At 43.2% G+C, this 21,985-nt stretch carries 25 protein-coding genes; 6 read left to right on the forward strand and 19 right to left on the reverse strand.

The features are described from left to right. Positions 1 to 43 precede the first annotated feature (43 nt). From ACNORC_RS10230 to ACNORC_RS10300, 15 genes are all read right to left on the reverse strand, one after another. Positions 44 to 493: an ArsI/CadI family heavy metal resistance metalloenzyme gene (locus ACNORC_RS10230; protein ID WP_418335543.1), complete on the reverse strand. Its 450-nt coding sequence runs from the start codon at positions 491 to 493 to the stop codon at positions 44 to 46. Positions 494 to 619: 126 nt separating this feature from the next. Next, positions 620 to 1,063, reverse strand: a complete 444-nt coding sequence (locus ACNORC_RS10235) for an OsmC family protein (RefSeq protein WP_418335544.1) — start codon at positions 1,061 to 1,063, stop codon at positions 620 to 622. 44 nt (positions 1,064 to 1,107) lie between these two features. Beyond that, positions 1,108 to 1,326, reverse strand: a complete 219-nt coding sequence (locus ACNORC_RS10240; RefSeq protein WP_418335545.1) for a hypothetical protein — start codon at positions 1,324 to 1,326, stop codon at positions 1,108 to 1,110. A 1-nt stretch (position 1,327) separates the two neighbouring features. After that, positions 1,328 to 1,642, reverse strand: coding sequence for a rhodanese-like domain-containing protein (locus tag ACNORC_RS10245; protein ID WP_418335546.1), 315 nt, complete (start codon positions 1,640 to 1,642; stop codon positions 1,328 to 1,330). A gap of 3 nt (positions 1,643 to 1,645) precedes the next feature. After that, a complete protein-coding gene (locus tag ACNORC_RS10250; protein WP_418335547.1) occupies positions 1,646 to 1,930 on the reverse strand; it encodes a rhodanese-like domain-containing protein in 285 nt (94 codons plus the stop codon). 123 nt (positions 1,931 to 2,053) lie between these two features. Then, entirely contained in the window at positions 2,054 to 2,440 is a 387-nt protein-coding gene (locus tag ACNORC_RS10255; RefSeq protein WP_418335548.1) for a DUF302 domain-containing protein, read from the reverse strand. A 220-nt stretch (positions 2,441 to 2,660) separates the two neighbouring features. Beyond that, positions 2,661 to 3,299 (reverse strand): DsbA family oxidoreductase, encoded by a 639-nt coding sequence (locus tag ACNORC_RS10260; RefSeq protein WP_418335549.1) that lies wholly within the window; start codon positions 3,297 to 3,299, stop codon positions 2,661 to 2,663. 68 nt (positions 3,300 to 3,367) lie between these two features. Next, entirely contained in the window at positions 3,368 to 4,963 is a 1,596-nt protein-coding gene (locus ACNORC_RS10265; protein WP_418335550.1) for a GMC oxidoreductase, read from the reverse strand. Positions 4,964 to 4,987: 24 nt separating this feature from the next. Further along, positions 4,988 to 6,181, reverse strand: coding sequence for an MFS transporter (locus ACNORC_RS10270; protein WP_418335551.1), 1,194 nt, complete (start codon positions 6,179 to 6,181; stop codon positions 4,988 to 4,990). Between the two features lie 36 nt (positions 6,182 to 6,217). Next, positions 6,218 to 6,466: a YgaP family membrane protein gene (locus ACNORC_RS10275; RefSeq protein ID WP_418335552.1), complete on the reverse strand. Its 249-nt coding sequence runs from the start codon at positions 6,464 to 6,466 to the stop codon at positions 6,218 to 6,220. A gap of 103 nt (positions 6,467 to 6,569) precedes the next feature. Then, positions 6,570 to 7,016, reverse strand: a complete 447-nt coding sequence (locus ACNORC_RS10280; protein WP_418335553.1) for a carboxymuconolactone decarboxylase family protein — start codon at positions 7,014 to 7,016, stop codon at positions 6,570 to 6,572. A 79-nt stretch (positions 7,017 to 7,095) separates the two neighbouring features. After that, positions 7,096 to 8,547, reverse strand: a complete 1,452-nt coding sequence (locus ACNORC_RS10285; RefSeq protein ID WP_418335554.1) for an SDR family oxidoreductase — start codon at positions 8,545 to 8,547, stop codon at positions 7,096 to 7,098. A gap of 4 nt (positions 8,548 to 8,551) precedes the next feature. Next, positions 8,552 to 9,949, reverse strand: a complete 1,398-nt coding sequence (locus ACNORC_RS10290) for an amidohydrolase family protein (protein ID WP_418335555.1) — start codon at positions 9,947 to 9,949, stop codon at positions 8,552 to 8,554. A 22-nt stretch (positions 9,950 to 9,971) separates the two neighbouring features. Beyond that, positions 9,972 to 10,340, reverse strand: coding sequence for a methylglyoxal synthase (locus ACNORC_RS10295; protein WP_386779856.1), 369 nt, complete (start codon positions 10,338 to 10,340; stop codon positions 9,972 to 9,974). Between the two features lie 125 nt (positions 10,341 to 10,465). Then, positions 10,466 to 11,038 (reverse strand): PepSY domain-containing protein, encoded by a 573-nt coding sequence (locus ACNORC_RS10300; protein ID WP_418335556.1) that lies wholly within the window; start codon positions 11,036 to 11,038, stop codon positions 10,466 to 10,468. 129 nt (positions 11,039 to 11,167) lie between these two features. Between ACNORC_RS10300 and ACNORC_RS10305 the strand changes: the two genes are divergently transcribed. Continuing rightward, a complete protein-coding gene (locus tag ACNORC_RS10305; RefSeq protein WP_418335557.1) occupies positions 11,168 to 11,932 on the forward strand; it encodes a sterol desaturase family protein in 765 nt (254 codons plus the stop codon). 5 nt (positions 11,933 to 11,937) lie between these two features. On the opposite strand, the gene ACNORC_RS10310 is transcribed toward ACNORC_RS10305, so the two are convergent. Beyond that, a complete protein-coding gene (locus tag ACNORC_RS10310) occupies positions 11,938 to 13,203 on the reverse strand; it encodes a hypothetical protein (protein WP_418335558.1) in 1,266 nt (421 codons plus the stop codon). Between the two features lie 45 nt (positions 13,204 to 13,248). Further along, positions 13,249 to 15,114, reverse strand: a complete 1,866-nt coding sequence (locus tag ACNORC_RS10315; RefSeq protein WP_418335559.1) for a DUF389 domain-containing protein — start codon at positions 15,112 to 15,114, stop codon at positions 13,249 to 13,251. 164 nt (positions 15,115 to 15,278) lie between these two features. Here ACNORC_RS10315 and pyrR point away from each other — a divergent pair, with 164 nt between their 5' ends. From pyrR to ACNORC_RS10340, 5 genes are all read left to right on the forward strand, one after another. After that, positions 15,279 to 15,818 (forward strand): bifunctional pyr operon transcriptional regulator/uracil phosphoribosyltransferase PyrR, encoded by a 540-nt coding sequence (gene pyrR, locus ACNORC_RS10320; protein WP_418335561.1) that lies wholly within the window; start codon positions 15,279 to 15,281, stop codon positions 15,816 to 15,818. A 12-nt stretch (positions 15,819 to 15,830) separates the two neighbouring features. Then, a complete protein-coding gene (locus ACNORC_RS10325) occupies positions 15,831 to 16,763 on the forward strand; it encodes an aspartate carbamoyltransferase catalytic subunit (RefSeq protein ID WP_418335562.1) in 933 nt (310 codons plus the stop codon). Continuing rightward, complete coding sequence (locus tag ACNORC_RS10330) at positions 16,760 to 17,092, forward strand: ribonuclease Z (protein WP_418335563.1); 333 nt, start codon at positions 16,760 to 16,762, stop codon at positions 17,090 to 17,092. Before ACNORC_RS10325 ends, ACNORC_RS10330 begins: the two co-directional genes overlap by 4 nt. Positions 17,093 to 17,116: 24 nt before the next feature. Further along, on the forward strand, positions 17,117 to 18,025 hold the full coding sequence (locus tag ACNORC_RS10335) for a ribonuclease Z (protein WP_418335564.1): 909 nt from the start codon (positions 17,117 to 17,119) through the stop codon (positions 18,023 to 18,025). A gap of 199 nt (positions 18,026 to 18,224) precedes the next feature. After that, positions 18,225 to 18,725 carry a CAP domain-containing protein gene (locus ACNORC_RS10340; RefSeq protein ID WP_418335565.1) on the forward strand — a complete coding sequence of 167 codons (501 nt, stop codon included), beginning with the start codon at positions 18,225 to 18,227 and terminating at the stop codon, positions 18,723 to 18,725. Between the two features lie 449 nt (positions 18,726 to 19,174). Here the strand turns inward: ACNORC_RS10340 and ACNORC_RS10345 are convergent, their stop codons facing one another. Then, positions 19,175 to 21,055, reverse strand: a complete 1,881-nt coding sequence (locus ACNORC_RS10345) for an OmpA family protein (protein ID WP_418335566.1) — start codon at positions 21,053 to 21,055, stop codon at positions 19,175 to 19,177. Between the two features lie 11 nt (positions 21,056 to 21,066). Next, positions 21,067 to 21,975: a PorP/SprF family type IX secretion system membrane protein gene (locus ACNORC_RS10350; protein ID WP_418335567.1), complete on the reverse strand. Its 909-nt coding sequence runs from the start codon at positions 21,973 to 21,975 to the stop codon at positions 21,067 to 21,069. Between the last annotated feature and the right edge of the window lie 10 nt (positions 21,976 to 21,985).

The raw sequence follows: 21,985 nt of genomic DNA on the forward strand, positions 1-21,985 counted from the left end.
AACAGTCTTTTTGTTACAGTGAGTTTTAAATTATTTTTCAATACTAGATCTCTACTGCTTTGCCGTCATTTCCGTTCCACTGTTCCATTGCTTCGGGAGCCGGACGAGCGTTTATTCCCTCGCCATACACAGTTGCATTCCCAAAAGTGTAGAATACTTCCCAATCCACTCCCTGCGGATCTGTGATCCAGCTTTTTTGAGATTTCGAGTAGCAGCAGGTGCATTGTCCTTCTTCCCGAACTGTACCCTTGGCTTTTTGAAGTTGCCCATACAGTTCTTTTAGTTCTGTTTCATTGTCTGTTTGCAGTCCCAGGTGTTCAATTCCGTTTTCTTGATGTCCGTTGGAAATCGCGAAATTCACGCGCGGGTCTTGTAGCATCCATTTTGCATAATCTGGCTTTACCAGTGTAGGTTGCATGTTGAACAGATTGTTATAGAATTCTATACTTTCTTCAAGATTCTTTACTCTTACGTGTACATGAAATGTTTTCATCTTTTGTGTGTTTTAAGGTTTACACTTTCAGGACAGCAGGAGTGCAGAAAAGACGCAAAATAATTTCAAAAAAAAATCCCGCAGAAGAAAGATCTTCATACGGGATTCACATGTAGGGATTTTATTTTACACCAAAGAGCCTGCCAATTCGATCTCCGGTTTTAAAAATACTTCAGCTTTTAATGAATTGGTGATAAGGCATGCTTTTTCAGCCTTTTCAAGGATCTTCAAAGCTTTCTCACGGTCTTCTTCATTCACAATGGTTAGAACTGGTTCCAGAGTTACTTCAGACATGGCAAATTTTCCGTCAACTTTGCTCAGTTTTCCTGTTGCAGGACAGCTAAGGTTTTGGAATTCCAGTTTCGAATTTTCAGCAATGGCGAGAAAAGTGGTCATAAAACAGCTGTTAACTGCCGCCGTAAATAAATGTTCCGGAGACCATATTCCCTCCATTCCCTTCGGAAATTCCGGGGGAGTGGCCACTTCTATTTTTTGATCCAGTTCGGGGGAAGATATCTCTCCTTTACGGTCTGACTTCCATTCAAGATCTACTTTATAATAATGTTCCATGAGTAGTGCGATTAGTTGTGTTTTAAAGTTATGGTAGATTGTTCTTATATTTTCTGATCCCTGTCAGGTTTAGCTTCACAGCTTCCGCCGGCACAATTTCCTACTGCACAGCCAAATCCAAAGAGTCCCATCAGGAATACATAGGCACCCACGCCTACGCCCCACCATTGGGTTTCAGAAATGGCCTGGGCAAGCACAAGCAGGCCCATCAACAGGTAAATAAATCTTACCCAGCTCCAACCGGTCAGCAATCTTTCTTTCATATTAAATTTTATTTTGCAGGCTGCGCCATCCGCCCCCGTTGTACACTTTTGTGTAGCCATAAGATTCCAGCAGGTTTTTGGCCGACGCACTTCTCATTCCCGAAGCACAGCAGGTGATCACCGCGAGGTCTTTGTTCTTTATCTGTTTGAGATTACTGCCTAAACTGTTCAACGGAATGTTTTTAGAACCTTTAATATGGCCGCTCAAAAATTCACTTTTTGTTCGTACATCCACGATAACGCCGCCGTTTTTTACTAATTCTGAATAATCGGGGGATTCGCCCATGCCAAAAAGGGCCTTAAATAATTTCATCATTGGTTAAGCAGATTGAGATTGAAGATAATTTACCTGCAGCCAGGAACCGCCGTTATAACAATCAATTCCCTGTCTTTGTGCAAAGTCTGTGGCCTGCCCGCTGCGCATTCCCGAAGCACAACAAAAGATAAGCGGGGTCTGCATTTCTTTTAATTCCTCCATTCGCTGCGGAATCTCGTTCAATGGTATATTTATGGAGCCGGCAACGTGCCCTCCGCTGAATTCACCGCGGGTACGCACATCTATTATACTTGCTTTATTCTCTTTTATTGCATTATTTATTTCCATAGGTGTTGTTTAAAATTTATGAAGGCAAAAATAGGCTGCTTACATCCTTTGCACAGTTACATTTGTTACACAAAAAAGATCCGGGAATTTGTCCCCGGATCTTCATTGGCATTCTTAATAAGTTTAAAGATTATCGATGGCTTTTCGAAGTTTGTCCCTCACTTCTGAAGCGATAGGTTCAAGTTTATCATTTTCTACCGCCTTCATGGAAGCTACAGGATCAACTGCCGAAACTTCTGTTTTTCCATCTTCCAGTTCTTGCACGATCACGTTACAGGGCAACATGGTACCAATATGACCTTCAGCCTGAAGAGCCTTATGTGCCATTGCAGGATTACAGGCGCCCAGGATCCTGTATTTCCTGAAGTCTACGTCCAATTTTTTCTTCAGGGTCTCTTTCACATCGATCTCTGTGAGAATTCCGAATCCTTCTTTCTTCAATTCTTCAGTGGCTTTTTCAATCGCCGAATCAAAATCGGTGTCTAATTTTTTGGTATAGTAGTAACTCATAATGTTGGTTTTTAAAGGATTAATAAGGTACTGCTAAAATGGAAATATAAAAAGGCTTTTTCAGTGACAGATGTTACAATAAAGCATAAAAAAAACCTAAAGGACGAGAGTGTAGGGGGGCTTCTCAATTCCGATAGGTTTCTGATGTAAAAATACTTTGGTAAAATCTATTAAGTTTTAAATCGTAATAGATTTTTACTATTTAACAGCTAAGAGATTTTTAGTTCTGTTCTTCCCATACCTTCTGCAGGACCTCCAAAAAGGTTTCGGAAGGCTGAGCTCCGGAGACGCCATACTTATTTTCAAAAACAAAGAACGGCACCCCGCGCACGCCAATTTGCTGTGCCTGCATCTCATCCTGTTTAACGGCATAAGCGAAATCTTCTGAAGTCAGTGCTTTTTCGGCTTCTTCGGAATCCAAGCCTGCTGAAGCTGCTATTTGCAGTAACGTTTCGTGATCGTCTATATTCTTTCCTTCTGAAAAATGGGCTTTAAAGAGCTCTTCTTTTAACTCATTGGCCTTACCTTTTTCCTTGGCAAGCTGGAGCAGGAGATGGGCCCTAAATGAGTTGGCCACTACCGAAGAATTAGGATCCATTTCCAGACCTGTTTCAGCGGCCATTTTCTCGACATTCTCAAACATCTGTTGGGCCTGTTCCTTTGAAACATTTTTAGCTTCCACGAAATAGTCCATGGTACTAATATCCGGTTGAGTTTCCAGGTTAGGGTCCAGCTGAAAACTATGCCAGTTCACTTTTACTTTCCCGCCGTGTTCAAATTTCTTTAAAGCGTTCTCGAATTTATGTTTTCCTATATAACAAAACGGGCAGCGCACGTCTGACCAAATATCTACTGTCATGATTTTAAGTTTTGCCAGGTAAAATGCAAAATCCGCGCCCTTTTTTGAGGAAGCGCCAAAACTGCAGGTCAGCTGCTTTTTTGAAGAGGTTCCGAAAATGACATTTTTGACACCTCTTGTTTTCCAGGTATAAAGCTCATTGCCCTTTCTGCAATGGCGGTAATGGAAAGACTGGGATTCACGCCGGGATTGCTGGAGATCATGGCCCCGTCGATCACGTAAAGACCTTGGTAGTTGAAAACCTCGTTTTTGCTGTTGATCACACCTGTTGAAGCATCACTTCCCATTACCGCTCCGCCAAGGATATGAGCCGTAGTAGGAATTCCAGCCAGGCTTTCCAGGGCAAAGGAAGTGGCTTTGCCATTGATGATCTTACTGTACCTTTTAGTGAGTTCTTTTGACTCCGGAATATCTGAAGTTGGTTTTTTTCCTGTGCTCACGCCGGTGCTCAGCCAACCAAAGATATTTCGCTTCAGCTTTAAAGTACTGTCGACAGATTGCATAAAGAGCAACACGGCCGTACTTCGTGACCAACTGTTGATAAAATACGTCCTGAACCAGCTAAGGGGAGAAGAAATTAGTTGCCCAAAAATGTGAAAAACGCGCGTCACTACATTTTGCCCTGAGGTCATGGGAAGGTGAAGCAGTTTCCAAAATCCGGAGCCTTTCGAGTAGCGAACGATCTCTAAATGACTGTTATCATCAGTGTGCAACAGACTACCGATAGCGACCCCTTTGGAAAGGTCTTTTTGATGATCTTTTGTGGAGACACTAATGAGAGTTTCATTATTGGTGCGGATCTCGTCTCCAACTTTGTCGGAAAGATTTGGCAGGCTCGACTTTTTCAGCTTCAGCAGTAATTTGACAGTTCCCAGAACTCCGCCGGAAAAGATCACTCCTTTGGTTGTGAATTCCTTTTTCTTCGGAAAAAAAGAAGAACTGGATTTTGTGAGGACCCTGTATCCTTCCCCGGAAACCTGCACATCAAAAACCTCATTTTCGGCAAGTATTTCTGCACCTTGCAGCTGTGCCAGCCACAGGTAATTTTTGTCCAGCGTATTTTTCGCATTATACCTGCATCCGGTCATACAGCCTCCGCAAAACCTGCACCCGGTCCTGTCCGGACCTTTACCATCAAAATAAGGATCTTTAACTGTTTCGCCTTCCTTTCCGAAGTAGACCGCGACATTCGGCCGTTCAAAATATTCACTCCTGCCCATTTCTGAGGCCAGTTCTTTCAGGGCAAGGTCACCGTCAAACAGTTTTGGATTGGGTGCGGCTCCAAGCATTCTGAGTGCTTCAAGGTAAAATGGTTTCAGTTCCTTCTCCCAATCGGCCAGCTGTTTCCAGCTACCGGAGGTATAAAAAGCCTTTTTTGGAATGGGAAGTGTGTTGGCGTAGACCAAAGATCCGCCGCCCACGCCGGTGCCCGAGATCACGGCTACATGCCTGAAGATGCTGAGTTTCATGATTCCGAAGAAGCGTAGTGCCGGGATCCACAACCATTTTTTGAGGTTCCAGTTGGTCTTCGGAAAATCTTTGGCCTTAAACCATTTTCCTTTCTCAATGACCAGCACCTTATAGCCTTTTTCAGAAAGCCGAAGTGCGCTCACCGAGCCGCCAAAGCCGCTGCCAATTATAATATAGTCGTAATCGAATTTCATGAGGAGGAAGATCTGAACCTAAAACTACTGTTTTTTGACAGAAACAGGAATTCTTTTTTTGTAGAGCGACCACAGACCAAAAGCCGGACCCAGCGCCAGAACAACGAACAGGTAAAAAGGAGTGATCTCCAGAAACAGGACGTTGAGCAATTGGATACTGAAGATAGTGATCGCGAAGCCGACAGAATTTACAATAGTCAGTGCTGTGCCCCGATTTTCGGCGGGAGCATTCTGGGCTACCAAAGTTGAGAACAATGGAGAATCGGCTACCACGGCAAGGCCCCAGAAAATAAGGAACAGGAGCAAAATAGTTTCCGAAGCATAAAAGAAAACAAAAGGGGATAAGAGGCAGCAGCAGCCCGAAAGGAATAGGGCAGTGGCCGCGGTCTTTTTTGTGCCTGCGGTCTGTGAAATATACCCGCCAATGACACAGGCCAGGCCGCCTGCACCAATGACCAAAAAGGAATAAAGTGAAACGGGAATTTCAGCTGTTGCATGAAACTTCTGAAAGGCCATTAAAATGACCGGCACAAAGGCCCAGAAGGCATACAGTTCCCACATATGACCGAAATAGCCGAACGCAGCGGCCCGAAAAGGGGGATTTTTGAACACGCTTAAAAAGGAAGTGAAATCTTTCTTGAGTTTCGGACTCCTAAAAGGACCATCGGGAACCAGGAATATTATCAAGAAACCACCTACAGCTGAAAGTGTAGAAGTGGAGATCAATACCAGTTTCCATGGTAGCTGGGTAGAGGTAAAAGCCTTGAGCAGGTGCGGAAAAGCGGTTCCCAACACCAAAGCTCCTACGAGGTAGCCGAGGGAAGTTCCCAGACCTTTATCAAAGTAATCAGCCGCGATCTTCATGCCTACGGGATAAATTCCTGCAAGCGAAAATCCGGTCAGGAACCTTAGCAGAAGCAAAGTTTCAAAGGTGTTTTGTTCCAGTAGAAAAGCGAGGTTAAAAGCTGCTCCAAAAAGGGCAGAAACGAAAAAGACTTTTGAGGGGGAAAAGCGATCGGCAACACTTAAGAATGCAAACAAGAGTGTTCCGGAAATGAACCCGAATTGTACAGCAGAAGTAAGATGACCCAGGGCTTCGGGATCCAGATCAAAAGTGGTAAGCAGGTCGCTCATCACCGCATTTCCGGCAAACCAGAGGGAGGTACAGCAAAACTGTGCCACTACAATTACCGGTAAAATTAGCCGCGATTTTGCCATTTTTGGAAATAATCTACAGCTAAGAAACGAAATCTTTTAGATGAGTGCTTCTTTTATCCTCTTGACAGGACTTTTCTTTTTCTTACGGGTATCTATACCAAAGAATTCATTTACAGGACAAACTTTGGTAATAGCGCTTTCAGTGATCAAAGTGCCGGCAACAATAGAGGTAAGGCCACCAAGGTTTCCATTTTTTCCGTTCAGAAAAAAATAACCCAGCACCATTAACCCCGGGCCAATAAAACTTCGAATTAACTGATCTTTTTTACCTACATTCTCTTTCATTGGTTGGATTTTTTTATTCAACTTATAAAGGCAGAAAATTTTTCTGCTATTCTTTAAGTTAAGAAAAAATCCGCGGTTTTTCAAGGAAAGCAGGGAGGCTAGATCAATTCTGGATAGCTCCTTTTTCTGGCTGCAGGTCTTCTGTAAGATTCATGATCTTACCAAAGCGCTGGGAAGCGGTCAAAAAGGAGATAAAAGAACATAGGACAGAGATCTCTTTCTCTGAAAAATACTCCCGAAGATAGTCGAAGTGTGGTGCCGCAATTGCCTTATGATCTATAGCAAAGAGCTCGGCAAAGGCAGTAGCAGCCTTTATTCGCTGGTTGTTTTCATCGAAATCGGGTTTTCCCGCCTTGGCCATGCAATACTCACAGCCATTGCCAAAGGCCAAGGTTCTTCTTACCTGTTCCAGCAAATGAGAGTCCAACCCTGAGGTTTCAAAAAAGGCATTTTCGAGCTCGTTCCATTTTTGAAGAATTTCATCGTTGTGACCCAATAATTTTTCAAAGGGAGAATTGCCATTTTTGGAAAGGCTAATGCTTGTGCTCATCAGGATTGTTTTAAATGCTGCACGAAAATATTACAATAAGCCTTACCTAAAAGACTTTTATTGCTTCTGAAATCAAAGTTCAGGGCTTTGGATGTTCAAGTGTCAGGTTTTCAGCCATTCCGTCGAAGACAAAAAAATGAAATGGAAGGACTGCATACCAGTAAAGCCTTCCTGCCAGACCAACGGGCCGGAAAGTGGCTATCTGCTGCAGGTAGTTTTCGCCATCCTTTTCCAGGATCTTAAATTCCAGCCAGGCTTCTCCCGGCAATTTCATTTCGGCGTACAGCAGCAGTCTTTTGTTCTTACGGTCGGCCGCCAATACCCTCCAAAAATCAAGGGTGTCGCCGGTATTGATGGTATTCGGATTGGTGCGGCCACGTCTCAAACCAACGCCGCCCACCAGTTTGTCCAGGTAACCACGAATTTTCCACATCCAGTTACCATAGTACCAGCCTTTGGTCCCGCCAATGGACCAAATATTCTGGAATACCTTTTCAGGATCTCCTTTGATTTTCTTTAAGCGTTTGTCTGAAAAGCATCCGTCTGTAGGAACGGTGATATGTTCCAGTAAGGAGTTGTCAGCATAACTGGAGGCAAGTGAATCTTTCCAGCTGGAGATCACATTGTTCTGCTCGATCTTCTGAAATGCCAGTTCTACCGCTTTTTTATACGGAATGGGTTTTATTCCCAACATCTCATCCAGATCATTTTGTTCAGGAATGACTTCCACTTTCATGCTGTCGACGAGGTTGACCGCCAACCTATAGGAGGTGGATGTCACAAAATACAGCCAATAGGAGGAAAGGCGAGGTGTCATTACCGGTACTGTAAAAATGTAACGTTTCAGCCCGCGCACTTCAGCAAACTGAAGCAGCATTTCTTTATAAGTGAGAATGTCAGGTCCTCCTACATCATAAGCCTTTCCGAAGGTTTCTTTTCTAAGAAGGACTCCGGAGAGGTATTTCAGAATATCCCTGATCGCAATTGGTTGCCCGCGGGTCTTTAACCATTTGGGAGTGATCATGACCGGGAGTTTTTCTACCAGGTCCCTTATGATCTCGAAAGATGCACTGCCCGAACCAACAATTATTCCCGCCCGAATCGAAGTGAGGGGAATTTCGCTTTCTCCCAGGACTTCCTCTACATTCTTCCTGGAAGCAAGGTGCTTGGAAAGGTCTTTTTCGTTAGCAATTCCGGTAAGATAAATGATCTGTTGTGCAGAAGTCGGTTTAATGAGTTTGATAAAATTCCGGGCTGAGGTCTCTTCCAGAGTACTGAAATCTGATTTCCCCGAACTCATAGAATGTATCAGGTAATATGCGGCATCAATTTCCAGGATATCTTCGGAAGAAGGCAGCTCTTTCAAAAAATCTACCTCAAAAAGGCTGATTTTTGGATCTGTATAAATGCCTTCAGTAGGAAATCGGTCTTTATCCCTTACACAGCATACCACCTCATGTCCCTCATCCAGTAGGACGGGGAGCAGTCTTTTGCCGATATAGCCGGTGGCGCCGGTAAGGAGTATTTTCATGTCTCTAGTTATTAATCATTTCCTGAATCTTTTTATGGTCGTACACTTTACCATTTTTGATCACGGCTACAGGTACCCGAAGGTTCTTAATATCCTTGAGCGGATCCTTTTCCAGGATCAGTAAGTGGGCCATTTTGCCGGGTGCAATGCTTCCGTAGAAATCTTCCAGATCGAAGAAAAGCGGTCCGTTGATCACCGAAGTTCGCAGGGCTTCCTGTGGAGTCAATCCTGCTTCCACTAACATTTCAAGTTCCCCGAGCAAAGAGCTTCCGGGGTAAACGAAGGAATTGAAAGGGCCGGTGTCTGATCCTGCCAGTAATGGAATTCCGGCATCATACATGGGTTTGATCACCTGCATGGAACGCTTCTCCATTTCCTGTCTCATGGTACTTCCGGCATCCCTGGCTCTTTTCGCACTTTCGATCCTGCCACGATACGTTTCCTGTATCCCGGAACTCACATATTGAAGAAGCGTATCCTGGGAATGATCCACCTCCAGAATTTCTGAAAGGGTTTTACCTATAAAAAGGGTTGGGGTTATAAATACATTTTCTTTCTGTAGTTGATCAAAAACCTGCCGGGCCAGTTCAGGATCGTAGGTGGCCAGAATTTCGGACATCATTCCGTAGCCGGGATCCACTTGTGTAAGGCTATCGGCTTTTGGCGAACAGGATTTTAGAACATAATAAAGATGTTCGGAGCCATCGAGACCATACTCTGCTGCTTCCAGAATATTTGCTGCAAGAGGCATATGACCGGAGGTTTTCATTCCCCGTTGTTCGGCGGCTTTAATAATTCCGTAGAACATTTCTTTTGAGATGCTGCCGTCATACATTTTGACGTAATCAACATTAAGCGCCTCGAGGGAATCTAAAGCTTTTTCGATATCTGAACTGTCAGCAACGACAATAGAACCCGGCCATGCAGGATTGGCGCCATCGAGTTTTGGCCCTGAAGTAAAAATGTCGGGACCCGCCAGCTCACCTTTTTCGATCTGTTCTCTCCACTCAAGCACGCTGGGAGTAATATCGCCACCCGCGTCCCTCACGGTTGTAATTCCGTGAGCCAAAAAGAGGGGAAGAAGTTCTTTGTTTTCTTGTATCAAGGTGTCACCTCCGCGGAAGTGAACATGCATATCCCAAAGTCCGGGCATTACGATCTGGTCACTGGCATCATAGACTTCCGGAGCCTCAAATTGATCCCTGTTTTCCATATCGGCTACTTCGCGTATAGTGTCTCCGGAAATTGCTATCAACCTTCCTCCGGTAGTAGTGCCTGTTTCAAGGTCGAGAACAGATGCATTCGTGATAAGCAGGTCAACTTCCTGCTTCGAATTCTCCTTGCAGGACGAGGCCAGGAGCAAAATTATTAAGGTGCCAAAAAGGGTGTTTTTTATTGTCATTTTTGAATACTTAATTGAGGAGTTAATCCTCCTCCAGAATGATCAGATCGGCCGAAGCGCGGTTGAGAGCAATAGGAATGTTGTTGATCACAGCCGTTCTAATGAGGGTTTGGATATCGTGTTCATGCCCGTGAGGAGTTTCGGCGTCAATAAAAAAGATCACTTTATGTACTTCTCCCTTCAGGATCCTGGCCGCCAACAATATGTCACCGCCGCTGGGGCCGTGGCCAAAACCTTCCACATTGAGATCCAGCATATCATTCAGTAATTTTGAAGTATTGGTGGTTCCAATAAGGGCGTGTTTGACCAACTCTTCCCGGTGAACCTTAGCCCAGTTGAGAAGATCGTTTTTTCTACTGTTGTGGGCAATAAGGGCAATAGTGTGTTTCATTGTATTAAATAGATATTTGAAATTACTTCCTTTAAAAGTATCAATTTTCTACTTAATATTTGTCAATCCCCATTGTTACTGCTTGTTGTGGGATCAGGGGAGTTTATGGGACTGCTCTTCCGAATCTAGGACTTGCTTCTTTTTAATCTTTTTGGGCCGTACCAAAGCCAGAAACCGGTAACGGTAAACAGGAGGAGAGCCGTACCCAAAATGCTGGTATAAGTAAGTTTGAAGATGCCGGAATCTGTTTTAAAAATTATATCGAGTATAGAGCCGTCATGGACGTTCTCAATGAAGTCTGATCTGCGCGGCCCATACTGAAGGACCTTTCCGGTGGCACCATCCAGCTGTAAACCATCATAACTATCTTTAAAACAGAATTTCACAACGCCGTCATCCTTCCTGATCTCCATTCGATCCACTTCAGGGATTATTTCGGTATTCAGCGTATCCCGAATTGTATTTTGGGCGATCAAATGCAATTCTTCCAGCGATAACCAATTTTGAAGGTGAGGAGTAGAGCCTTGCGCTGTAGCAGGCAAAAGATAACCGCCGCTGTCTTTTTTCCATCCCAGCAGAATAGAAGTAATACCAATAACAAAGAAAAATACGAAAAGAGAAATTCCCGATATTCGGTGGAGCTTTCTTGCTAATCTTATGATCTTCGCCTGTTTAAGTATCTTCTTTCTTTTATTCATTTTAAAATTTTGAGCAGCTACCTGCCGAATGGTTTCAGAAATGCCAAAATAGTCAAAAGATTTTAGCTGAAAGATTCCATTTCAAGGTTCGGACAATAATCTGTAAATTACCTTTTCTGAAAAAGCACTATGAAGGAGTCATTTTTAACAGCCGGAATATTTACGATCTATGTGCTTATTTTTTTCTGCGCCATTCTGTTCAGATATTTCGTGGCTGCCGGGATCTTCTATTACTATTACTATGTCAAGAGTTATCACAAATACAGTGAACGCAAATTAAGTAAGCGGAAGGCTAAAAAAACACAGTTAAAGCAAGAGATCATCTGGAGTATAAAGTCCTCTGCAGTATTTGCGCTGGTGGGAGCTATCACTTACTGGCTCTGGCAACAAGGATATGTTGCAGTTTATATTGAGCCTGAGTTGTATGGATACTGGTATTTACCGGTAAGCCTTATCATCGTTTCGCTCCTGCACGAGACCTATTATTATTGGGTGCATCGCTGGATGCATAATCCGAAGGTTTTTCGCATTGTCCATAAAGTGCATCACGATAGCCGGATCCCCACTCCCTGGACCGCATTTTCTTTTCATCCGTGGGAGAGTGTGCTGGAAGCGATCATTCTGCCCTTGATCCTGCTGCTGGTTCCTTTGAATATTTACGTATTGGGACTTTACCTTCTGCTTATGACCATAAGCAGTGTGGTCAATCACCTGGATATAGAGATCTATCCAGAGTCCTTCCAAAAAAGCCGTTTTGGGAAACTATTTATTGGTGCCACGCATCACCATTATCACCACAAGGAGTACATGACGAACTATGGCCTGTACTTCACTTTTTGGGACCGGTGGATGTCTACTGAGAGTTCTAAAATGCAGGAGTCAGAGAAAAACTGAAAGATCTAATTACAATCGAAACATTGCAGAAGTTCCTCGGGCAGCTCAAGGTCTTCCGATCCTTTTAGAGGTTCCTGTAAAAGGTCTTTATTGTCGATCTCTTTTTTGAATTCCAGGGCGTATTCTCGAAGCTTTTCCCTGCGGGCTTTCAGCTTTTTGAGAATTTCTTTTTTATTAATTAGATTGATCTCTCGCGGCCAGGCTTTAAATGCCGCTTCCAGTACATCGTCTGTGAGATGCTGCTGAAGGTATTCTGCCTGTTCAACGAAGATCTCTTCAGGGGTATTTTTCAGAAAATATACATCTACGGGATAAACTAAGCCGGGCATATAATCAATCTCTTCTTCGTAAGAGCGCACCAGGGGCTGAATCCATTTTTGAGTCAAAATAGCAGGCAAGACCCCGTCAATACTGAAAAAGGCATTATCACGATCCCCTGCCAGCGGAGTGGCAAAATAAGAGCTGTCTTTTTTCTGAACTACCCAACCCCATTGTTTGGCGTGCCGGTCCCAGTCACCTATAAGCAGGTCAAAAAGGCGTGCCCGCACCAAAGTTTCCTTGTCTACACTAACCCTCTTGCCATATTTTTGTCTTAGTTCCTGCAGGTCATCTGTATCCAGAATTTCCATCACACTATCTATAGTGGTCCAATTCACTTTCCCTTCCGTCTCATACTCGAGGTAGTACAATTTATCTCCGTAGGCCTCATTGTACTTTCCTAACTTTTTCTGTTTGGGAACATAAAAAAGGCGCGGGTGAGTATGGATCACGCCCGCAGCTTCAGAGAGAGGTGCTGAGAGTAACGCTCCAAAAGGATGTTGTGCAGAGATGCCGTCAATTACTATATTTTTAAGACCCAGATCGCGCGCAATATCAGGCACTACGGGAGTGGGATCTTTGTTGATACTTCTAAGGGAGTAAAGAATACCGCTTGGGGCTTTTAATTTTAGGGAATGGGTTTGATGTCCGCCGCCTTCTTCCACAATTCTCATTCCGCCGAGTAAAGTATCCAGGTTAACTGTCGCCACGCGAATAGGAGTAGCCCATGCTTCACGGTAATTTTTCCCCTGCATAAAATTTTTCAATCCGTTTCCTTCATAAAGATTACTGGCGATCACCCAAACCGAATCATTTGTGGATGATGTGTTTTTATTCTCTTTTTCGATCACTTCGGAAAGCTTCACCTCTTCCGGTTGAACGGAAACCGACCAATAGGTAAAGACAATAAAAATTAGAAAAAGGATGAATAATATGGCCAGGATTTTCTTCATAGTGGGTTTTTGTACGCTTTTTTGAATGTGGATTGACGAAGATACTTAAAATGCAACAGCTGAAACCACTTCGAGCACAACGGGTTGATCAATACGTTCCTCTATTTCTTCTTTTATTTCCTGAATTCTTTCCGGAGAAACTGTTTCCGGGCCCACCAGCTTTAAGGATACCACAAGAGGTTCTCCAAACCTGATCCGAACATCGCGGAGCACCACTTTTTCAATAGTTATTCCTTCCAGGGCGCGGGTAATTCTTGCCTCCACCATTATTCTGTTAAAGGAAAGCGATAACGGAATTGCCAGTAACACAATAATAAGAGAGGTATAAATAAGCCCCATTTTTGCCCTTTTAAAAGGGGCAAAACCTAACAGCAAAAAAGTGAGTCCGGCAAAGAGGATAATCCCCGCCAGGTTGGTGAGGTATAGTAAAATAGCTCCGGAAAATACCTGCCAATCCAACCATCCCAAACCTATCCCGGCTACCGAAAGCGGCGGTACCAGGGCAACGGCAATGGCTACTCCTGCCAGGCTTTTTGCGATGCCTTCTTTAGCATGCGCATAAGCGGCAGCAATACCCGAAGCTACTGCAATCCCCAGGTCAAGAAGAGTAGGGGAAAGTCGGGCTTCAATCTCGGGAGTTATGATCTTCAACGGAATTATCACGCTTACTCCTGCCGCAACAGCAAGACAAACGAGTGTTCCTATAACGATGGTTTCAAAACCGGTTTTCAACATGGATGTGTCATAGCGCACCATACCCATTGAAAAAGAAACAATGGGAGCTATAATAGGAGCAAGTATCATGGCTCCAATAATAACCGGGGAGGAGTCGCCGTAAAGTCCAAAAGCCGCAATGAGGGTGGAGAGAATCATCATCACCAAAAAAGCGGATTTTACCTTCGCATTTTCCCGAAGTACTTTGAAGAGTTCCTGGAACTGTTCGGCAGTTGCACGTGGCAAAATGGGTAATTTCCGTTTTATAAGTTCCTCCCGAAGTTCCCCGGTAGGTAAGCTGTCCACACGCAGACTTTTCTTTCCGTTCTCTTTACTCTCTTCCCCATGGCTGCTGGTCTGTTTGAGACAAATGGCTTTTCTTTTCACCTCCAGGTGAACATTTTCGGAAGATTTTTCCTCTCCGTCAATTGTGAATTCTGTATTTTCTGAAGCCTTAATATCAAGATTGGAGGTCTTAATATATCCAATGAAGGAGGGAAGTTTCTCCAGAGGCTTTTTTCGTGGCCAAAGGCTTTTGAGAAAGAACCAGATGAGCGATAAAAGGTCCTGGGGTGCGAGGATAAAAACGTGGAAATTTCCGTCGTTGATAGAGGAATCCTGAACCAGCCTTTTTGAAACTACAGATCCGGTAGCGTGTTCTACTATTACGATTCCCAAAGCCGAAGTGGAAATGATCTTTTCACCATCTGCGGATAGCTCGAAAGATTGCTGTTTATGTGACGAAATATTCCTTATTCTTTTTAGGATCTGGACAAATTCGGAAAAAATATTGTTGCTGGTTTCCTGTTCTGTAAGGGCAAAGATATTTCCGATGTTCACCGATTGAAAAACAGGGGTTCCATTACAGCACAGCATATCGAGTTGCTGAGTTTTTTGGTCTTCCAGGATCTCTTTCAGACTTTCTTTTAACTTTTCTGAAACTCCGAGTCCTTTGGAAGTGTATTTATTTTCTGGATGGGGTAAAATGGCGATTGGCCATTCCTTGTCTCCGGCTGATGCAAGAAACTTCCGCAGCTCCTTATCTCCCAAAAAAAGGAGTAGGAGATCATCTTTTTGAAGGGAGAAGTCTTCGGGTAATGGATAGGTTACCTGTTCAACTTTTTTTTCGGATAGTACAGGAAGGATGTCTTTCTGTACTTTTTCAAGGTCTTCGGGCCGGTGTAGAAGGTAGAGCATTCAAACCATTTTACTGCAAGATACCTCTTTAATTACACTTTTTCAGCAACTGCAGGGGAATAAAACCTTCCGCAGAAAGTATAGGTAAAATTCAATCTTCTGGCAGTTCTTCTCTGGAAAAAAATCTTACTTTTGTTTTACTAACTTCTCCTTTACCAAGAACTATGAGCCAAAAAATGTTGCTTTCTTCTAAAGAAATGAACATCATCTTACATCGCTTGGCCTGTCAGTTAGTCGAAAACCACACTACGTTTGAGAATTCTGTCCTAATTGGGATACAACCCAGGGGAACTTTTCTGGCTAACCGTATCGCTTCTATTTTAAAAGAGGAATATGGAATAAGCGGAGTTAAAATGGGGCAGCTGGACATCACTTTTTACCGGGATGATTTCCGAAGAAGCGACAAACCTCTCGAAGCGAACAAAACCCATATTGATTTTGTGGTAGAAGACAAACGGGTCATTTTTATTGATGATGTGCTGTACACAGGCCGCAGCATTCGGGCTGCACTTACCGCTGTACAGTCGTTTGGTAGGCCGAGTGAGATCGAACTGCTTACGCTTATTGACAGGAGATTTAGCCGCCACCTGCCCATTCAGCCCGATTATAACGGCAGGCAGGTAGATGCAATAAACGAGGAAAAAGTAAAGGTGAACTGGAAGGAAAATGACGGGGAGGACGCGGTTTATCTAATAAGCAAATAATAATTACCACCTATGAGTGAGTTAAGTGTTGATCATTTATTAGGAATAAAATATCTTCAAAAAGAGGATATTGAACTCATCTTTAAAACTGCTGATCATTTTAAGGAGGTGATCAACCGACCGATCAAAAAAGTTCCTTCCCTCCGTGACATCACCATTGCCAACCTGTTTTTCGAAAATAGTACCCGCACAAGGCTTTCCTTTGAACTGGCCGAAAAGCGGTTGAGTGCAGATGTGGTCAATTTTTCAGCAGCTTCCTCTTCGGTAAAAAAAGGGGAGACCCTGATCGATACCGTGAATAACATCCTGTCCATGAAAGTGGATATGGTGGTGATGCGCCATCCGAATCCGGGAGCCGGTATTTTTCTCTCAAAACATGTGAAGGCAAGTATAATTAACGCAGGTGATGGAGCGCATGAACATCCTACACAGGCACTCCTGGATTCTTATTCCATCAGGGAAAGACTGGGAGGAGTGGAAGGTAAAAAGGTAGTGATCGTAGGGGATATTCTGCACAGCAGGGTTGCCCTCTCTAATATCTTTGCGCTTCGCTTGCAGGGAGCACAGGTAAAAGTGTGCGGACCTAAAACCCTTATCCCGAAATATATTACCTCTCTTGGGGTAGAAGTAGAGCCAAATCTTAAAAAGGCGCTGGAATGGTGCGATGTGGCTAATATGCTGCGGGTGCAAAATGAAAGAATGGAAATTAGCTATTTCCCAAGTACAAGAGAGTACGTTCAGCTCTTCGGACTTAATAAAGCATTACTTGATTCTCTCGACAAGAAGATCGTAATAATGCACCCGGGACCAATCAACAGGGGAGTGGAGATCACCAGCGATGTTGCCGACTCTGACCAGGCGATCATTCTTGATCAGGTTCAGAATGGAGTAGCTATAAGGATGGCCGTGATCTATTTATTAGCTTCAAAAATTAAGCAGGTATGATAATTATTGAAAAGGATAACTATAAGATCTTCAGGGATGAAAAGGATGATGTGAATGAATTCGCAGCTTTTTTGAGTTCCATACATGCTAAATACAGGGAGGAGAATGTGGTGATCGATATCCTGAAGTATGGAGAACTAAGCCTTGAGGAACTGCTTGGGTTTTTAGACCTTTCTAATGAACACCGTGCAAATAAAAAGTCCTTCGTTATCGTAAATGACACCATCAATATTGATGTGGTGCCGGAAGAATTTGTAATTGTTCCTACCCTCAAGGAGGCCGAAGACATCATACAAATGGAAGAGATCGAACGGGACCTCGGATTTTAATACCTCTGCGGAAAATGCGCTGCTATGAAATTGACTGTTTTAGGATGTTATGCCGCGACCCCCAGAACCTTTACCAATCCTACCTCTCAGGTACTGGAAATAAATAATGAACTTTTCCTGATCGATTGCGGAGAAGGCACACAGGTAGAACTTCGGCGGAATAAGATCAAGTTCAGTAAAATAAAGCACGTTTTCATTTCCCATCTCCACGGAGACCACTTCTACGGACTTATAGGTCTTATCTCCACCTTTATGCTCCTTAACCGGGAAAATCCGCTTCACGTTTATGGTCCAAAGGGAATAAAGGAGATCATTCTCCTTCAATTAAAGCTATCCAATTCCTGGACTCAGTATCCACTGTATTTTCATGAGCTGAGTTCCACAACTTCAGAAATGATTCTGGAGACCCAAAAAGTGACTGTAGAGACCATTCCTTTGCAACACCGCATCTATGCCAACGGATTTCTTTTCAGAGAAAAACCCGGAGACAGAAAGCTGTTAATGAACGAGGTGCAGAATTACAATATAGATGTTGCCTACTATAGAAGCATAAAAAAGGGGAAGGACGCCGTTCTGGACGATGGAAGAGTAATACCAAACAAGGAACTTACTGCAGATCCCGAACCTCCAAAGAGCTATGCCTTTTGCAGTGATACCGCCTATAGTCCTAACATCATTCAACAACTTCAGAACGTTAGCGTTCTATACCACGAATCCACTTTTCTTGAAGAGCATGCCTATCTTGCTGCTCCTACGGGTCATTCCACAGCACGGGAAGCTGCCGCTGTTGCACGCGAAGCCAGGGTGGGAAAACTCATCCTGGGTCATTTTTCTACGCGATATGATTCCATTTTACCTTTCAAAAAAGAGGCAGAGGAAATATTTTCTCCTGTAGACCTCGCCGACGATGGCAAGACCATCATTCTAGACTAATTTCTTCCTACATTTTTGTGTTGTTTATCGATGCTTTCATGCACTTAATCTGTGCTGAAAAATACCTTCGTTCCGCCTAAAACCAGTTAAAAAGTGTTAAAATCAACTTAAATTGTGTAGTTCATCGATTAAATTGTTTGTTAATCGAATTTATTTCCTACTTTTCCTATCCCAAATACTACTAATTGACATTTTGATTATGAAGAACTTAACCTACATGGTATGGTTAATGGCTGTGACTGTCATTTCTCTTACTTCCTGCTCCAAAGACAGTATAGAGGATTTGGATTCAGCCGACCTAACCACCGCAGTTACCCCGGTCAGTTATTCTGACCTTGAACTGGATGTTCTGGACCTTGTAAATGCTTATCGGGTTCAGCAGGGTTTATCTGAACTTCAACCTGTGAATGAGGGTTCTATTCAGGCCGCGAACCACAATGACCACATGATCTCGAACAATGAGGTATGCCATGATTATTTTGGAGCAAGATATCAGGCGTTAGTGCAATCTGTACGTGCAGAAGCTGTGAGTGAGAATGTTGGTTACGGATATCACACGGCAGATGCCGTAGTGAATGCCTGGATCAATAGCCCGGGTCACAGAGAAAATATGCTTGGTAATTTCACCCACTTTGGCGTTTCAGTCAAAGAAGGGAAAGATGGTAAATTCTACTTTACAAATATTTTTGTCAGAAAATAGGATTCCACTGTTTTCATGTCTATTTACGGGAAAAGAGGCTCATTTGAGCCTCTTTTTTTATGCTTCTTTTTAACTGTTATCACAGTCTCCAGAATTTGTAATCCTTTATTAAATCTATATTAGTCTCGAATATGCTCAACTCCGGAAAGTAAATACCTTCTCTATTTCCCTTTTTTGACGCACCTATGTCTACAACTGAAAATATAGTAATCCAATTCCTGAGACAAATAATAACTGATACCAAGCGGTCTTTGTAGAGAGGCTGATCCTAACAGTTCTTATTTCCTATAGACTGATCCCAGAAGGACCTGGAGAAGGAATTGAAGATATTGATGGAAGTGCTTGTGACGTAGTTAAAGGGCTGGGATTATGCTGCCAGAGTTTGTTAAAATAGAAAAGGAGACTCAATAGAGCCTCCTTTTCCGGGGTTGGTTAGTGGTAGGGTATGCCTACTTCATTTTAACCACTTTGAATATTGAACGTCTGTTTAATTGATGTTGTTCTTCGTTACAACTCGCACAATCTACCTCAGGCTGAGATTCTCCGTAGCCCTGATATTTCACGATACGATCGGGTTCAATTCCGTGAGAGACCAGGTAATCATAGGTGGACTGAGCTCTGCGTTCAGCCAGCTTACGGTTATATTCTTCAGAACCACGTTTGTCTGTATGTGAACCAATTTCAATTACCAGTTCAGGATAATCGTTCTTCATCAGGTTGACCAGTTTGTCGAGTTCTTTGGCCGCATCTGGCCTGATGTTGGATTTGTCAAAGTCAAAATAGATCTTATTGATCTCTGCCAGGTATTCCACATCTCTCACAGGAGCGAGTATCATATTATACACCATCTCCGTCTTGTCATCTGTGTTCGCAGTATTGACAGTACCCGTTTTGTCCACATACTTGATATGTTTGGCTTCAATAGGATAAGACTGGTCTCTCTTAACTTCAGTATTGTAATTACCTTCGGCATCTGTTTCTAAAAAGGCAATTTGCTGCCCTTTTTCGTTCATTAGACGCACTGTGGCATTGGGAATAGGTTTATTGTTGATTGAGTCTGTCACCTGCCCTTTAAGAACCAATGGCGCCAGAATATTCAGTTCGTAAATATCATCATTTCCCTGACCACCGGGTCTGTTAGAAGAAACATATCCGCGGGATTTATCTTCGGAAGAATAGGTGAATGAAAAGTCGTCCAGGCTGCTGTTGACCGGTTCTCCCAGGTTTTGAACTTTTCCTGGTTCCGCAGTGGTCACTACGAAAACGTCCAATAGTCCGTATCCTTTATGTCCGTCAGAAGAGAAATATAAATTTCCATTTTTCGCGACGAATGGGAAAAATTCGTTTCCTGGTGTATTTACAGTTGGCCCAAGATTTTCAGGAGTTCCAAAAGTGCCATTATTAATACTCACTTTGTAGATATCTGATCCACCCTGGCCTCCCGGAGCGTCAGAAGCATAGTATAAAGTTTTGCCGTCTGCGGAAATACTCGGATGTCCTACAGAGTAATTGTCATTACTAAACGGAAGTTCCTCAATATTTCCCCATTTTCCATTTACCATACTAGCCTTGTAGATCTTCAAATTATTTACTCCCTGATCATCTTTTTTTCCGTTGCGGTTGTTGAGGTAATTGTTCCGTGTAAAATACATGGTGTTACCATCAGGTGAGATCGTAACCGGTCCTTCGTGACGTACTGTATTAACATCTCCCGATACAGGAGTAACGCTACCGCCCTGTGTACTGACCTTATAGACATCCAAAAATGGCTCTCCGGTCCAGTCATAAATTTTTGTTTTGGTATCTCCATCTCCTCGGGCTGAGGTGAAATAGACGGTTTCCTTGTTCACAAAAGTTCCAAAATCACTGTATTGGGAGTTGAAAGATGCAGGATTTATTCTGAAACTTTCAAGTCCTTTATAAGTGTTTATTTCATCTGAATTTAGGAATTCCTCCACTTGTTTCGGATTTTTCCCCTCTTCCTGATATTTCTTCAGCCATTCTCTTGACTTTTCATATTCCCTTACTCCGCGCAGCATTTGAGCGTATTTGTAGTAGGTTTCAGGAGAGACCCCGGGCTGCTGTACCACTTTTTCGTAATATTTTACTGCGTTTTCAGGATCTCTTAGCAGATAATAACTTTCTGCCAGTTTTTGCTGATTGTAGTCAGTATTGTATTCATTTTCAAGCAGGTCCTCATAAACCTCAATGGCTTTGGTATAGGCGAAATCCTCAAAAAGACGGTCTGCCCGTTTTTGCTTACCAGATTGAGCTGTAAGCGTCAATGCCGGAAGAAGGAATAACAGAAGTAGAAAGTAATTTTTGTTCATAATCCTATTTTTTAGAAGAACCTTGGGGATTTATATTTGGTATTGTTCATTCTCAATTCGTAAATAAGAATGATTTCATGAGATCCTGAAGTATAGGGTTCAAGGTCAGAAATTGAATATTCATAACCGTAACCTACTCTCAGGCTTGGAAGCACCTGGAAATCTACAAAGGCTCCCACGGCATCGTCGATACGATAGTTCGCTCCCAGGTACAGCTTTTCGTCATATATAAAAGTGCTTGAAATGTCTACCGAGAGAGGAGCTCCTTTTGTGAGCTTGGCCAGTGCTGTAGGTCTCAATTTCCATTGGTCACTGAGGTCAAATACATAACCTCCCGTCAAGTAGTAATGCACCTGTTCCAGAGCAACATATTCACTTTTGTCATTGTTGTCATTGTTGATCAATTTTGGAGCTGAAAGACCCACATACCAGTCCTGAGCAGAAAGATATAGTCCCAATCCAAAGTTGGGTGTCCACCGGTTAAAGGTATTTCCAGTGAAGAAAGGATCATTTGGTACATCCCTCAATAATTCTTCTTCCAGGTTATAATAGCTCATTCCCGCTTTTAATCCGAAGGAAAGGGTAGTGGCTTCAGCTACATTTATTGTATAGGAGAAATCTCCATAGACATAAGTGTAATCTTCATATCCGGCGTTGTCGTTTATAACTGACAATCCGAGCCCTACCTTTTCATTCCGCAGTGGGGAATGAATGGAAACGGTCTGGGTGACCGGACCTCCCTCTATTCCTGCCCACTGGCTCCTGTGAAGCCCCACAACAGATAGTGCATCCCTGTTTCCGGCATAGGCCGGGTTAATGGAAATGGTGTTGTACATGTATTGCGTGAACTGGGGCAGTTGCTGCGCTTGTGTACTAATACCAATAAACAGGAGTATTATTATCGGGTAGATTTTTTTCATGTTTATCATT

The organism is Salinimicrobium soli (genome assembly GCF_048323655.1).
GTDB lineage: Bacteria > Bacteroidota > Bacteroidia > Flavobacteriales > Flavobacteriaceae > Salinimicrobium > Salinimicrobium soli.

Coding starts and splice junctions, on each gene's coding strand:
- ACNORC_RS10230 (WP_418335543.1), bottom strand. CDS start 493: ATGAAAACATTTCATGTACACGTAAGAGTAAAGAATCTTGAAGAAAGT.
- ACNORC_RS10235 (WP_418335544.1), bottom strand. CDS start 1,063: ATGGAACATTATTATAAAGTAGATCTTGAATGGAAGTCAGACCGTAAA.
- ACNORC_RS10240 (WP_418335545.1), bottom strand. CDS start 1,326: ATGAAAGAAAGATTGCTGACCGGTTGGAGCTGGGTAAGATTTATTTAC.
- ACNORC_RS10245 (WP_418335546.1), bottom strand. CDS start 1,642: ATGATGAAATTATTTAAGGCCCTTTTTGGCATGGGCGAATCCCCCGAT.
- ACNORC_RS10250 (WP_418335547.1), bottom strand. CDS start 1,930: ATGGAAATAAATAATGCAATAAAAGAGAATAAAGCAAGTATAATAGAT.
- ACNORC_RS10255 (WP_418335548.1), bottom strand. CDS start 2,440: ATGAGTTACTACTATACCAAAAAATTAGACACCGATTTTGATTCGGCG.
- ACNORC_RS10260 (WP_418335549.1), bottom strand. CDS start 3,299: ATGACAGTAGATATTTGGTCAGACGTGCGCTGCCCGTTTTGTTATATA.
- ACNORC_RS10265 (WP_418335550.1), bottom strand. CDS start 4,963: ATGAAATTCGATTACGACTATATTATAATTGGCAGCGGCTTTGGCGGC.
- ACNORC_RS10270 (WP_418335551.1), bottom strand. CDS start 6,181: ATGGCAAAATCGCGGCTAATTTTACCGGTAATTGTAGTGGCACAGTTT.
- ACNORC_RS10275 (WP_418335552.1), bottom strand. CDS start 6,466: ATGAAAGAGAATGTAGGTAAAAAAGATCAGTTAATTCGAAGTTTTATT.
- ACNORC_RS10280 (WP_418335553.1), bottom strand. CDS start 7,016: ATGAGCACAAGCATTAGCCTTTCCAAAAATGGCAATTCTCCCTTTGAA.
- ACNORC_RS10285 (WP_418335554.1), bottom strand. CDS start 8,547: ATGAAAATACTCCTTACCGGCGCCACCGGCTATATCGGCAAAAGACTG.
- ACNORC_RS10290 (WP_418335555.1), bottom strand. CDS start 9,949: ATGACAATAAAAAACACCCTTTTTGGCACCTTAATAATTTTGCTCCTG.
- ACNORC_RS10295 (WP_386779856.1), bottom strand. CDS start 10,340: ATGAAACACACTATTGCCCTTATTGCCCACAACAGTAGAAAAAACGAT.
- ACNORC_RS10300 (WP_418335556.1), bottom strand. CDS start 11,038: ATGAATAAAAGAAAGAAGATACTTAAACAGGCGAAGATCATAAGATTA.
- ACNORC_RS10305 (WP_418335557.1), top strand. CDS start 11,168: ATGAAGGAGTCATTTTTAACAGCCGGAATATTTACGATCTATGTGCTT.
- ACNORC_RS10310 (WP_418335558.1), bottom strand. CDS start 13,203: ATGAAGAAAATCCTGGCCATATTATTCATCCTTTTTCTAATTTTTATT.
- ACNORC_RS10315 (WP_418335559.1), bottom strand. CDS start 15,114: ATGCTCTACCTTCTACACCGGCCCGAAGACCTTGAAAAAGTACAGAAA.
- pyrR (WP_418335561.1), top strand. CDS start 15,279: ATGAGCCAAAAAATGTTGCTTTCTTCTAAAGAAATGAACATCATCTTA.
- ACNORC_RS10325 (WP_418335562.1), top strand. CDS start 15,831: ATGAGTGAGTTAAGTGTTGATCATTTATTAGGAATAAAATATCTTCAA.
- ACNORC_RS10330 (WP_418335563.1), top strand. CDS start 16,760: ATGATAATTATTGAAAAGGATAACTATAAGATCTTCAGGGATGAAAAG.
- ACNORC_RS10335 (WP_418335564.1), top strand. CDS start 17,117: ATGAAATTGACTGTTTTAGGATGTTATGCCGCGACCCCCAGAACCTTT.
- ACNORC_RS10340 (WP_418335565.1), top strand. CDS start 18,225: ATGAAGAACTTAACCTACATGGTATGGTTAATGGCTGTGACTGTCATT.
- ACNORC_RS10345 (WP_418335566.1), bottom strand. CDS start 21,055: ATGAACAAAAATTACTTTCTACTTCTGTTATTCCTTCTTCCGGCATTG.
- ACNORC_RS10350 (WP_418335567.1), bottom strand. CDS start 21,975: ATGAAAAAAATCTACCCGATAATAATACTCCTGTTTATTGGTATTAGT.